Origin of the sequence: Kribbella jejuensis (assembly GCF_006715085.1) — a bacterium.
GTDB lineage: Bacteria > Actinomycetota > Actinomycetes > Propionibacteriales > Kribbellaceae > Kribbella > Kribbella jejuensis.
The window spans coordinates 1,905,849-1,918,793 of record NZ_VFMM01000001.1 but is presented as its reverse complement, the minus strand read 5'-3'; the positions used below and the strand labels follow the sequence as shown (position 1 = coordinate 1,918,793).

The following is a 12,945-nucleotide window of genomic DNA, read 5'->3' as shown; positions in this document are numbered from 1 at the left end:
CAGGAGAAACATGTCTGCCTCATTCGGCCGCAAGGCCTCGATCGTTGGTGCCGTCATCGGTCTCGCCGCGCTGTCCGCGTGTGCGAAGGACGAGCCGGCGGCGAAGGACGACGGCACCGGGCCGGTGACCGTGAAGGCCACCGACTCCGGGTGCGACCTGAGCCGGCGGGACGTGAAGTCCGGTACCAGCACGTTCTCGGTGTCGAACGGTGGCAGCAAGGTCACCGAGTTCTACGTGTACGCCGACGGCGACCGGGTGATGGGTGAGGTCGAGAACATCGGTCCGGGGCTGAAGCGGGACCTGATCGTCGAGCTCCCGACCGGGAAGTACCAGGCGGTCTGCAAGCCCGGCATGGTCGGCGACGGGATCCGCGGGGACCTCACTGTTACTGGTGACGCGCCGTCGCAGGTCTCCGCGGACGCGCTGCTCAAGCAGGCCACCGAGAGCTACCAGCGGTACGTGAACTCGCAGGCGGTCGCGCTGGAGCAGAAGACCACCGAGTTCGTCACCGCGGTGAAGGCCGGCGATGTGGCGAAGGCGAAGGCGCTGTACCCGGTGTCGCGGACGTACTGGGAGCGGATCGAGCCGGTGGCGGAGTCGTTCGGCGACCTCGACCCGAAGATCGACGCCCGGGTGAACGACGTCGAGGCCGGGACCGAGTGGACCGGGTACCACCGGATCGAGCAGGCGCTCTGGGTGTCGAACTCGACCAAGGGCATGGAGAAGTACGCCGACCAGCTGCTGACCGACGTGAAGACCGTCGTCGCGAAGGCGAAGGTCGTGAAGCTCACGCCGCTGCAGCTCGCGAACGGCGCGAAGGAACTCCTCGACGAAGTTGCCACCGGCAAGGTCACCGGCGAGGAGGACCGCTACTCGCACACCGACCTGTGGGACTTCGAGGCGAACGTCGAAGGATCCCAGGCCGCCATCCAGGCGCTCCGCCCGGCCCTTCAGACCCGCGACGCCGCGCTCGTCACGACGCTCGACGCCCAGTTCAAGGCGGTCTTCACGGCCCTGGACAAGTACCGAGTAGGCGACGGCTTCAAGCCCTACACCGCCACCGAGGCAGAAAAGAAGGCCCTCGGCTCAGCCGTAGACGGCCTCGCCGAACCAGTCAGCCAAGTAGCCGGAGTAATCGCCAAGAAATGACCGAACGCACAGGGATCTCTCGGCGCGGTCTGTTCGGGGCCGCGGGTGCTGCCGTCGCAACGGGCGTCGCCGGGTACGCCGCACACTCGGCGCTGGCAACCGACAAGTCACAGGCTTCGGGCGACGACGGGCCGGTGGAGTTTCATGGGGTGCATCAGGCGGGGATCACCACGCCGGTGCAGGATCGGCTGCACTTTGCGGCGTTCGACGTGACGACGACGAAGCGCGAGGAGTTGATCGGGCTGTTGAAGGAGTGGACGGCTGCGGCCGCGCTCCTCACCGCCGGGCGGGACATCGGGCAGTACGGCGCGGTGAACGGGCCGGACGAAGCGCCGCCCGAGGACACCGGCGAGGCGGTCGGGCTGCCGCCGGCGCGGCTGACGATCACCGTCGGGTTCGGGCCCAGCTTGTTCGACGACCGTTTCGGGCTGAAGGCGAAACGGCCCAAGGCGCTGGTGGATCTGCCGCACTTCATCGGCGACGACCTCGAGGAAGCCCGGTCCTACGGCGACATCGCCGTACAAGCATGCTCCGACGACCCGCAGGTCGCCGTCCACGCGATCCGCAACCTGGCGCGGATCGGCTTCGGACGGGTCGCCGTACGGTACTCGCAGCTCGGCTTCGGCCGTACGTCGTCCACGTCGCGCGCGCAGGCCACGCCGCGGAACCTGTTCGGCTTCAAGGACGGTACGAACAACCTCAAGCTCGAGGACGCCGACAAGCTCGAGCAGCAACTGTGGGTACAGCCCGAGGACGGCCCGGAATGGATGGTCGGCGGCTCGTACCTGGTGTCCCGCCGGATCCGGATGCACATCGAGACCTGGGACCGGACGTCGCTCGGCGAACAGGAAGGCGTGATCGGCCGCGGCAAGGGCACCGGCGCCCCGCTCGGCAAGGCCGACGAGTTCGACGCGATCGACTTCACCGCGAAGAACTCCGACGGCGAACCGAAAGTACCGACCGACTCCCACGTCCGGCTCGCGCATCCCCAGTTCAACAACGGCGCGGAGCTCCTCCGTCGCGGCTACAACTTCGTCGACGGCTCCGACGGCCTGGGCCGCCTCGATGCCGGCCTGTTCTTCCTGGCCTACCAGCGCGACCCGCGCAAACAGTTCATCCCGATCCAGACCCGACTGGCCAAGAACGACAAGATGAACGAGTACATCCACCACGTCGGCTCCGCCATCTTCGCCTGCCCACCCGGCGTGCAGCCGGGTGGGTTCTGGGGCGACAAGCTGTTTACTTGACCGCGCCCGCGGTGACGCCGGCGACGAAGTGGCGTTGGGCGAGCAGGAAGCCGATGACGACCGGGACGCTGACGACCAGGGCGGCCGCCATGATCTGGTTCCAGTAGATGTTCGTCTGGGTGGAGTACTGGCGCAGGCCGACCGACAGGGTTCGGTTGGCCTCGGTGGTCATGACCGAGGCGAAGAGCACCTCGCCCCAGGCGGTCATGAACGAGTAGATCGCCACCGCGATCACGCCCGGCCGAGCGGCCGGCAGTACGACCCGCCACAGCGCGCCCATCGGGCCGCACCCGTCCACCAGCGCGGCCTCGTCGAGCTCGCGCGGGATGCTGTCGAAGTACCCGGCCAGCATCCAGATCGAGAACGGCAGGCTGAAGGTCAGGTACGTGATGATCAACCCGAGCCGTGTCCCGACCAGCTGCAACCCGAACGAGTTGTTGATGTTCACGAAGATCAGGAACAGCGGCAGCAGGAACAGCACACCGGGGAACATCTGCGTCGACAGCACCGTCGTGGTGAACACGGTCCGCCCACGGAACCGGAACCGCGACACCGCGAACGCGGCGAGGATCGCGATCGCCACCGAGAACACCGTCGCGGACACCGACACGATCGTCGAGTTCACGAAGTACTTCGCCAGCGGCACCGTCTTCCACATGTCCACGAACGGCGCCAACGTGATGTTCGACGGCCACCACGTGAACGCGCCCTGCACATCCTTCAGCGGTTTCAGCGACGAGGTCGCCATCACGTACAGCGGGACGAGTACGAACAGCCCGAGAACGATCAGCACCACACCGCGGTAGATCTTGAAGCCTCTGGTTTCACGCACGACGCGACCTCCTTCCGGTGACGAGCAGGTAGATGCTGGTGACGATCATCAGGAAGATCAGCAGCAGCACGGACATCGCCGCACCGGTGCCGAAGTTCCAGGTCAGGAACGACGCGTTGTAGATGTGGAAGGTGATCAGGTCACCGGCCGGCGGCTGCGCCGTACCGAACAGCACGTACGGCGTGTTGAAGTCGCTGAACGTCCACAGGAACAACACCAGCACCAGCACGAGGTTCACCGGACGCAGCGACGGCAGCGTGATGTTGCGCCACTGCCGGATGTTCCCGGCGCCGTCCACCGACGCGGCCTCGTACAGGTCCCGCGGGATGCTCTGCATGCCCGCCATCAGCGTGAGGAACGCGAACGTCCACAGCTTCCAACCGGCCACCGTGATCAGCGAGATCAGCGCGTTCCCGCCGATCAGCCAGAACGTCTTGCCGTCGCTGAGGTGCAGCTGGTTCAGCACGTGGTTCACCGCGCCGGTGTCGCGCTGCAGCATGAAGTTCCAGGTCAGGATCCCGGCGTACGCCGGCAGCGCGTACGGCACCAGGAACAGCGTCCGTACGACGCCACGCCCGCGGAACTCGGGCTGCAACGCGACCGCGGCCGCCATCCCGAGCACCCACGAGAACGCGACCGTGATCAGCGAGAACGCGACCGTGACGCCGAACGACTTCAGCAGCCCTTGGCCGACCGCGTTGTTGAAGTCGAGCGCGACCTTGTAGTTGTTCAGTCCGGCGCCGGGCGCGGCGGACCAGTTCGCGATGAAGAACTTGGTCAGTTTCACGAAGCTCATCCAGATCCCGACCAGCATCGGGATGATGTGGATGAGCAGTTCGAGCAGGACCGCCGGGGCCAGCAGTGCGTACGGCAACCACCGGTTCAGCCCGGGACGGTGCTCGGGGCGGCCCCGGCGCTTGGTCTGCGCCGGAGCCGCGGTCTCGGTTGCGACGGCCATCGTCAGCTGCTCGCCGCCACCTGGTCTTCAGCGGTCTTGAGGGCCGCCTTCACGTCGTCGGCGGTCACCGTCCCGCCGGTGGCGATCTTGGCGAACATCGCGTTCATCGCCTTGCCGACGGTGCTCTCGAACTGGTCCTCGGCCGGCACCAGCGGCAGCGGCTTGGACTTGGTGTTGTAGACGTCCTGGAAGGTCGCGGCCTCGGTCGCGTCGGTGGTGAAGTTCGGCTTCGCGTCCTTCAGTACCGGCAGCGCGGCGAACGGCTTGTCCAGCGTGCTCTGGGTGGTCGCGTCGGTCATGTACTTGACGAACTTCAGCGCCGCGTCCTTGTGCTTGGTGTTCTTGAACACCGACAGGTTGATCCCCGCGACGTGGCTGGCCACCTGCTCGCCACCGGCCGGAGCCGGGAACGGTACGACGCCGTACTCGCCGGCCTTCATGCCGTTGGCGACGATCGAGGAGTCGGCGTTGTTCTGGTTGATCACCATCGCGACCTTCTTCGTCGCGAAGTCGTTCACGGACTTGGTGCCGTTGTCGTACTGCGCGTTCGACGGGTTCGCGACCTTGTCCTTCTGCATCAGGTCGAGGTACCGCAGTACGCCCTGCACGTTGCCGTCCCCGGTGAAGGTCGGCTTGCCCTCGCTGTTGAACCAGTCGGCCTTGTTCTGCGCAGCGTTGATGAACGCGAAGTGCACGTTCTCGGTGTAGCTGCCGGCCGCCAGCGCCATGCCCCACTGCTTCTTCGCCGGGATGGTCAGCTTCTGCGCGTCGGTGACCATCTCTTCCCAGGTCTTCGGCGGCTGCAGGCCGGCCGCGGCGAACATCGCCTTGTTGTAGTACAGGCCGTAGGCCAGACCGTAGAGCGGGACCGAGGTCGGGTCGGTACCTTCCTTGCCGCCGGTCGCCAGAGCCGTCGGCACGAACTTGTCCTTGCCGCCGATCGCGGTCATCGCGTCGCCGTCGAACGGCAGGAACGCGTCGGTGGCCTGCAGCGAGGCCGCCCAGGTGTTGCCGATGTTGACCACGTCCGGCGCCTGGCCGGAGGTGATCGCGGTCTGGATCCGGGTCTGCAGGTCGTTCCAGCCGATCACCTCGAGGTTGACCTTGATGCCGGTGTCTTGCGTGAACTTCTGCAGGACCGGGGTCAGCACCTCCTTGTCGTTGTCCAGGCTGGTGCCCTGGTTACTGGCCCAGTAGGTCAGCGTCTGGTCCCCGGAACTGCCGCCGGAGGAGTCGTTCTTGTCGCCACCACCACAGGCGGCGAGGCTGATTCCCATGGCGGTCGCAGCCACCGCGGCTACAAGCGAACGCAGTCTCACGTCGGACTCCCTCGTCCCGTTTCGAGCCCCCGCGGAGCTGCGGGGGCGGATCGGGCCCATCCTGACCTAACCGGTTAAGTTTCGAAACCCTAACCGGTTCAGTAGAACCATCTTCGTTACGAGGATGTGATCTAGGGGTTAGCGTCGAGCGGGGCCGGATGACGCATGGCGGCGGAGTTCGCCCACCCCGGCCCTGCCCCGAGCGGAGCGTGCTTTCAGCTTCTTGCGGGGCCGGACGACTCCCGGCGGCGGAGTTCACCCGGGGGTGCTTCCTCGTGCAGGACCGTGTTGCCGGTGACCATCCGGAGCAGCAGATCGGCGGCCGCGCGCCCGCGTTCCATCGTCTTCTGGTCGACTGCGGTGATCCCGGGCCGGGCGAGTTCGCACAGCGGCGAGTCGTCCCAGGCCACCACCGACACCTCGTCCGGTACCGCCGTACCGAGATCCATCGCGACCCGCAACGCGGCGACCGCCATCAGGTCGTTGCCGAGCACGATCGCGGTCGGCGGGTTCGGCCCGGTCAGCAGCCGGCGGGTCAGGTCGGCGCCGTCGTCGTACCGGTACGTGCCCTCCAGGTGCCGTACGACCATCCCGCGCCGCGCGGCCTGCTCGAGCAGGGTCTGGACGCGCAGCCGCTCGTGGATGAACGTGAACGGCCCGCTGATGTGCGCGATGTCGGTGTGCCCGAGCTCCGCGAGGTGATCGAGCAGCAGTTCGACCGTCTCCGTCGACGAGCTGATCAACCGCCCGACGGTGTCGTCCGGCTCGTTCGAGCTGACCACCACGCACGGCACCCCGAGCTCCGTCAGCAACGGGATCCGCAGGTCGTCCTCGAGTTCGTCGAACAGGATGAACCCGTCCACGCGGCCCTGGCGCGACCAACGACGCAGTACGTCGAGATCCTCGCCGTGCTCACCGGTCAGGCGGAGCAACAGTGACGAGTCGACCTCGTTCAGGTACTGCTCGATGCCGACCAGGGTGCGCATGTAGAACGCTTCGGTCGAGATCAGCGTCGGGTCCCGCGCGATCACGATGCCGATCGTCCGGGTGCGGCTCGCGGACAGTGCGACGGCGGCGGAGTTCGGGTGGAAGCCGAGCTCTTCGGCCAGGTCGAGGACGCGTTGCCGGGTCTCCTCGCTGACACCGGCGCGACCGTTCAGCGCGTACGAGACCGAGGCCTTGGAGATGTGCAACCGGCGGGCGAGATCGCTGATCGTGACCCGGTGGGTACGGCGGGTGCCGCCGGACGGGCCGTCGTGGCCGTCGTCGCCGTCCGCGACCGATCCGCTCGTCGTCATCGCCCGGCCGCCCCTCGCACAGACGGAAAAGTGTTCATGTCAGACGGGAGGTTAGCAGCGGCTTTCCGGGGCTAGCCTGAGCGACAGGTTTTGGATAGCGTTTTCCCATGCCTTCTCGTGAGCCGTTGCGTCTCGATTTCCTCCCCTGGGAGTTTGCCCGGAAGGCGTCCGGCGACGAGCGTGAGCGGCAGGCCGAACGGCAGGCGCGGCTCGGCGGGGCGGTCGAGCTCGCGGACGACGTGTACGTCGCCGAGTCGGCCGCGGTGTACTGCGACGAGCTCCGGATGGGGGAGCGTTCGTACATCGCGGCGCACGCCTACGTCACCGGCCGGATCGCACTCGGCGCCGACTCCACGATCAACCCGTTCTCCGCGGTCCGCGGCGAGGTGACGATCGGCGACGGCGTCCGGATCGGCGCGCACACATCGCTGCTCGCGTTCAACCACGGCACCGAGCCGGGCGAGCCGATCTTCCGGCAGCCGCACACCTCGCTCGGCATCACGATCGGTGACGACGTCTGGATCGGCTCGAACGTGACGATCCTCGACGGCGTGACGATCGGCCCGCACACGATCATCGGCGCCGGCGCGGTCGTCACGAAGGACATCCCGGCCAACTCCGTCGCGGCCGGCAACCCAGCCCGCATCCTTCGTTCGCGGACAGGAGCCCCCGTGTCAGGTGATCTCACGACGTTGCTCTCCGACTTCGCCGCCAAGGCCCGCGCCCAGGTGGACGACGTACTCGCGCGCTGCTGGGACGGTATGCGTTTCGTCGATCGCCCCGGCCTCGAGCGCGCGCCGGAGATCCGCCCGTGGTGCGACGCCGTCGAGATCGCGGACCTGCTGGTACGCCGTACTCCGCTCGGGCACACCCGCGACGACCTGGTCCGTCGGCTGCGTCATCGGCAGGACCCGAAGACGGGACTGGTCGCACCAGGAGACCTCTCCGACGCCGGGCTGGACCTCCCGGACGACACCCCACTGTCCGTCCTCGAAGGCCCTGCCGGCTACCACGTGCTCTGCGTCGGCTACGCACTCCAGCTCCTCGGCAGCAGCTTCGAGCATCCGATCGACACGTCGTTCGCCTTCACCGAGCTGGACAACTTGCCGTGGGCAAGAAGAGCTTGGTCGGCCGGATCTGGTATCGACCACCTGGGCACCGCCATTGCCCGAAACCTCCATGACCACAAGGAATCCGGGCCGCTCGAAGCTCTGATGGGCTGGCTAGTCACAAGGGCCGATCCAACGACCGGAGGTTGGGGACACCAACATCCCGACGACGGACTGCTGCAGGTGGTGAACGGTTTCTACCGGCTGACGCGCGGCACGTACGCCCAGTTCGGCCTCCCGCTCCCGTACCCCGAACAGGCCGTCGCCACAGTTCTTGCCCATAGCAACGACCAGCGGATGTTCACCGGCGACAACTACAACGCCTGCAACGTCCTCGACGTCATCCACCCGCTGTGGCTGGCCCGCAAACAGACGTCGTACGGCGAACCCGACGCCCGCCGCTGGGCCGAGCAGCAACTACGCGCGATCCTGCCCCGCTGGGTCGACGGCGAGGGCTTCGCATTCGCCCCCGACGGCACCGACGACCGCGCGCTCCCCGGCCTCCAAGGCACAGAGATGTGGCTGGCCATCATCTGGCTCCTCTCCGACTACCTAGGCCTGTCCGACGCCCTCGGCTACCACCCCCGCGGCGTCCACCGCCCAGAACCCCTGCTCAACCTTCACCGAACGGGATCTTGACCCGCCTCGTGGGCAGACTGGACGTGGGGTCGCTCAGGGGAGGTGGTGGGCATGTTCGAGGACTTGGGGCGGGTGCTGAGTGGGCGGCTCGTGACACCGGGGGAGGTGGAGTGGGAGCAGGTGCGGCGTGGGTGGAACCTGTCGGTTGACCAGAGGCCTGCTGCGGTGGTGGAGGCGGCCGATCCGAAGGACGTCGAACGTGTGGTCGCGTACGCCGGTGCACGCGGGCTGAAGGTGGCTGCGCAGGCGGGTGGGCACGGTGCGACCCGGGCGTTGGACGGGGCGATCGTCGTACGTACGGGCGCCCTGGACGACATCTGGATCGACTCCGACGCCCGGGTGGCGCGGGTCGGTGCCGGTGTGCGGTGGGGGGCTGTGCAGACCGCGCTGGACGGTACGGGGCTGACCGGACTGCCTGGGACGAGCGGGAACGTCTCCGTGGCCGGCTTCTGTACCAACGGCGGGTTCTCCTGGTTCGCCCGGCCGTACGGGAGCGGCGCAGCGAGTCTGCGGGCCGCAGAGATCGTCGATGCAACCGGGGAGCGCCGGTGGATCGACGACGCGTCCGACGCGGACCTGATGTGGGCGCTGCGTGGCGGCGGTGGGAACTTCGGCGTGCTGACGGCTGTGGAGGTCGATCTACACCCGGCACCGGCGATCACCGGCGCACGGCTGATGTTCCCGATCGAGCAGGCCGAGGCCGTGCTGACGGCGTACGGCAAGGCCACGCAGGAGGCGGCTCCCCAGGTGACACTGTGGGCGTACCTCATCCACTACCCCGACGTACCGGCGGTGCCGGACGGCGTGCGGGGCAAGTCGTTCTGCATGGTCGACGGGATGACCCCGTACCACCCCGAGGCCATGGAAGCGGCCCTCTCTACTGTGCGGGCAGCGGGTACTCCGGTGAGCGACACCGTGCAGTCACTGCAGCCCAGCGGTGTCGGAGAGCTCAACGCGGTGCCTGCTCCGCCGCAGGCGCTGTCGCTGATCAGCAGTACGTTCGACGAGCTCACTCCGGACCTCATCCGCACGTTGATGGAGTACTGCGGGCAGCCGTCGCTGATCTTCCAGGCGCAGGTACGGCACCTCCGGGCCGGCGCTGGCGTCCGACGCCCTGGTGTCGCGGCGGCTGACCCGGCAGCGCAATACATGGTGCTGGCCGTCTCGATCGTGCAGGATCCGCAGTTGCAGCCACAGGCGATCGCGGCGCTCCGGACGTTCCAGGAGGCGCTGACTCCGTGGCATGCCGGTGCGATGCCGCCGACCGGTCTGTCTGCGTGGGGCTCGTTGCAGGAGTGCTACAGCTCCACGGACCTGGCCCGGTTGCGGCAGATCAAGCTGCGGGTGGACCCCGATGACATGTTCGTGGGGAACTTCCGCCTACCCTGACCGGGTGGATCCCCGCACGCGCCGACTGGTGACCTCGCTCGTACTGGCAGCCCTGGTCGCCATCGTCGTCGTGGCAGCCTTCCTCCGGTAACGTCCGCGTATGAGTACCTCCGCCGGTGGACGTTCGTCGTACCTGATGCGGGCCGGAATGGTCCGGAACGTACGGTCGGGGGAGCACCTGACGACGTTCGTGGTGTCGGGCGTGGCGACGGTGCTGATCACGCGGCTGATCCTCAGCCTGAGCGGGTACCCACAGATCGGCGGCAAGGGCCTGCACATCGCGCACGTGCTGCCGGGCGGCCTGCTGATGCTGATCGCGATCTCACTGCTGCTCGGGTACGTCGGCCCGGTGGTACGGCCGGCCGCGGCGACGATCGGCGGGATCGGGTTCGGGCTGTTCATCGACGAGGTGGGGAAGTTCGTCACCTCGGACAACAACTACTTCTACAAGCCGACCGCCGCGATCGTTTACATCGTCTTCGTACTGATCGTGCTGGGCTTCCGGTTCCTCGCCACGAGGCGTCCGATCGACCCGCGCGAGGAGCTGGCCAACGTCATCGACCACGCCGTCGAGGGTGTCGCGGGCGGCCTGTCGCACCGGCGCCGGGCCGAGGCCTCGGAGCTGCTGCGCACCGTTTCGCCGGAGGTGCAGGGCCGCCGCGAGACGGCCGAGCTACTGGCGGCCTGCCCGGCGGACGAGGTCGAGCTGGCCGCTCCCGTGGACGCGGCCTGGCAGGCGCTCCAGCGCGGCTTCGAGCGCCTCGCCACGCACCCGAAGGCGCCGCGGATCGCGGTCGCCGTACTGGCCATCCAGGCGGTCGGTGAGCTCGTCATCGCCGCCGTACTGGGCAACGGGCTGAACCACCTGCCGGTGCTCGGCGTGACCGCCGGGAGCTTGCTCTCGGCAACCTTCACGGTGCGGGGAGCTCTGGCGTTGCGGAAGGGCAACCGGGCCAGGGCGGTCCGGCTGTTCGAGCTGGCGGTGCTGGTGTCGTTGCTGATGACCCAGGTCTTCCAGTTCGCCGCCACCCAGTTCGCGGCCGCCGGTGGCATGCTGCTGGACCTGGTGATGCTGGGCCTGCTGCGGGCGGAGCGGGAGCGCATGCGTGTCGCCCTGGACGCTGCGGCCAAGGCTAGGGCGCAGGGACTACCTCCATCTCCTGAGGGGCCGGTGTAGCTTTCCAGCTCTCGTGGCGGCCTATCAGTACCGGTGACATCGTCGCGATCAGGTAGATGGCACCACCTGCGAGCAGTGCGGGCGCCAGACCGATGCCTGCGATCGCTGCACCCGCCACGACACCTCCCAGCGGTACGCCGGTCCAGCAGACCGCGTTCGACAACGAGTTGACCCGGCCGAGTAGATAACCGGGGATCCGCTCGACGCGGATCGCGCCGAGTACGGGGTTGATGAAGCCCGCGCCGATGCCGCCGACGGCGTACACCGCCATCAGCGTCCACACCGGCGCGTCCGTTGCCATGGCGATGAAGCGCGGAGCTCCTGCGATCAGGAACGCGACCGTGAAGATCAGCTTGCGCGGGATGCGGTCGCCGATGGCCGATGCGAGCAGGGCGAACGCCGTGGCGGTCACACCGAACGAGGTGAGGATGAGGCTGGTGTGGCCGGGGCCGTAGCCGTGCTCCCTGATCCAGACGGGCAGCAGTACGGTGCCGACGGCCGCGTCGAGCAGATTGGTGACGGCGATCATCGCGACGAGCGGCAGCAGAAGCCGGTCGGTGCGGAGGAAGTTCCAGCCTTCGCGGAGGCGGTGGCCGTAGCTCTCCTCGAGTTCGTTGTTCGTCGGTTGCTTGTCCTGCTTGGGGATCCAGCGGGCGATCAGTACGGCGCAGACGCCGAACGACGCCGCGTCGATCCAGAGTGCGTTGACCGATCCGACCAGGGTGATCAGTCCGCCGGCGAGCGCGTACGCGAAGAAGCCGGCCAGGCGTTCCGTCGTACTCTCCAGGCCTGTCACGCGTTCGAGCGGGACCTTGGCCGCTCGGGCGATGTCGGGGATCAGGGTCTCCTTGGCGGAGTCGCCCGGTCCGCGGAGCGCGCCGGCGATCGCTACGAGTACGAGCAGAGTGGGGAAGTGCAGTAGGCCGACGGTGTGCAGGAGCGGTACGAGCGCTACGACGCCGGTACTCGCGGTGTCGGCCAGTACGCTGATGCGACGGGCGCCGACCTTGTCGATGAGCGGTCCACCTACGGCCTTCACGATGACCAGGGGCGCCATCTCGGCGAGCGCCACGAGGCCTGTCTTTACAGGGGATCCGGTGGTGATCAGTACGAACCAGGGGATGGCGATCGCGCTGACCTTCGTACCGCAGATCGACACGACGTTCGCCACCAGGAAGGCTACGAGCGGGGCGCGGTTCCTGGTCATTGTGTTATCCGGGTTTCGCGCGGGAACGCCTGGATCTGCACGGTGACCTGTTCGGCGCCCTCAGGCAGGGGAGCGGTCAGATCGTCCGTCTTGTACTTCTCGAGCACAGCCATGACCTCGTGCATCATCGCGTCGAGCTGATCGGCCCGCAGATGAAAGAAGTAGTCCGACAACACGCTGGCGTCCCGCCAGTCCTCAGGCATCGTCTGCATCGCGTCGATGAACCCGAAGATGTTCTCGGCGTACGTCTGCCCAACCCCGTGCAGGAACCCCAACGCCAACTCGGGCTCCTGATCCAGCAGCTCGGCCTTGTCGAACTCCGTGCCCTGGTGGGCTGACTTCCACCACCGGTCGCGGGCGTTCCCGCGGCTGTCGTCCTCCACCACCAGCCCCGCGTCCGCCAGTTGCCGCAGGTGGTAGCTGGTCGCCCCGGTGTTCACCCCGAGCCTCCCAGCGAGCGACGTCGCCGTCTGCGGCCCGTACACCCGTAGTAGACCCAGGATCCGATTCCGCATCGGATGGGCCAACGCCCGCACCAACTCCCGATCCAACCGAACCGTCCGCGGGACGCCGCCGCTGCTCTCGTCGCTCATGATCTCGAGCATAGGACTGCAAAGCCT

At 67.6% G+C, this 12,945-nt stretch carries 11 protein-coding genes; 5 read left to right on the top strand and 6 right to left on the bottom strand.

What is annotated here, in order from left to right:
• The first annotated feature begins 10 nt into the window (after positions 1-10).
• A complete protein-coding gene (gene efeO, locus FB475_RS09390; protein ID WP_141854450.1) occupies positions 11-1,150 on the top strand; it encodes an iron uptake system protein EfeO in 1,140 nt (379 codons plus the stop codon).
• Positions 1,147-2,397, top strand: a complete 1,251-nt coding sequence (gene efeB, locus FB475_RS09385) for an iron uptake transporter deferrochelatase/peroxidase subunit (protein ID WP_141854448.1) — start codon at positions 1,147-1,149, stop codon at positions 2,395-2,397. The genes efeO and efeB overlap by 4 nt, the downstream gene beginning before the upstream one ends.
• On the opposite strand, the gene FB475_RS09380 is transcribed toward efeB, so the two are convergent.
• The 4 genes from FB475_RS09380 to FB475_RS09365 all read right to left on the bottom strand — a co-directional run bounded on the left by FB475_RS09380 (position 2,390) and on the right by FB475_RS09365 (position 6,804).
• Entirely contained in the window at positions 2,390-3,229 is an 840-nt protein-coding gene (locus FB475_RS09380; protein ID WP_141854447.1) for a carbohydrate ABC transporter permease, read from the bottom strand. The two genes, efeB and FB475_RS09380, sit on opposite strands and share 8 nt — an antisense overlap.
• The gene (locus tag FB475_RS09375) at positions 3,222-4,187 is read right to left on the bottom strand and encodes a carbohydrate ABC transporter permease (protein ID WP_141854445.1); all 966 of its coding nucleotides are present in this window, start codon (positions 4,185-4,187) and stop codon (positions 3,222-3,224) included. The genes FB475_RS09380 and FB475_RS09375 overlap by 8 nt, the downstream gene beginning before the upstream one ends.
• Before the next feature lie 2 nt (positions 4,188-4,189).
• Positions 4,190-5,506, bottom strand: a complete 1,317-nt coding sequence (locus FB475_RS09370) for an ABC transporter substrate-binding protein (protein WP_202878297.1) — start codon at positions 5,504-5,506, stop codon at positions 4,190-4,192.
• 215 nt (positions 5,507-5,721) lie between these two features.
• Positions 5,722-6,804, bottom strand: a complete 1,083-nt coding sequence (locus FB475_RS09365; RefSeq protein WP_141854442.1) for a LacI family DNA-binding transcriptional regulator — start codon at positions 6,802-6,804, stop codon at positions 5,722-5,724.
• Between the two features lie 107 nt (positions 6,805-6,911).
• Here FB475_RS09365 and FB475_RS09360 point away from each other — a divergent pair, with 107 nt between their 5' ends.
• The 3 genes from FB475_RS09360 (at position 6,912) to FB475_RS38080 (ending at position 11,118) form a co-directional block, all read left to right on the top strand.
• Complete coding sequence (locus tag FB475_RS09360) at positions 6,912-8,552, top strand: acyltransferase (protein ID WP_141854440.1); 1,641 nt, start codon at positions 6,912-6,914, stop codon at positions 8,550-8,552.
• A 51-nt stretch (positions 8,553-8,603) separates the two neighbouring features.
• A complete protein-coding gene (locus tag FB475_RS09355) occupies positions 8,604-9,941 on the top strand; it encodes an FAD-binding oxidoreductase (RefSeq protein WP_141854434.1) in 1,338 nt (445 codons plus the stop codon).
• A gap of 100 nt (positions 9,942-10,041) precedes the next feature.
• Entirely contained in the window at positions 10,042-11,118 is a 1,077-nt protein-coding gene (locus FB475_RS38080) for a hypothetical protein (protein WP_272952058.1), read from the top strand.
• On the opposite strand, the gene FB475_RS09345 is transcribed toward FB475_RS38080, so the two are convergent.
• On the bottom strand, positions 11,075-12,325 hold the full coding sequence (locus tag FB475_RS09345) for an MFS transporter (protein WP_141854432.1): 1,251 nt from the start codon (positions 12,323-12,325) through the stop codon (positions 11,075-11,077). The two genes, FB475_RS38080 and FB475_RS09345, sit on opposite strands and share 44 nt — an antisense overlap.
• Positions 12,322-12,918, bottom strand: a complete 597-nt coding sequence (locus FB475_RS09340; protein WP_141854430.1) for a helix-turn-helix domain-containing protein — start codon at positions 12,916-12,918, stop codon at positions 12,322-12,324. Before FB475_RS09340 ends, FB475_RS09345 begins: the two co-directional genes overlap by 4 nt.
• Positions 12,919-12,945: the final 27 nt, after the last annotated feature.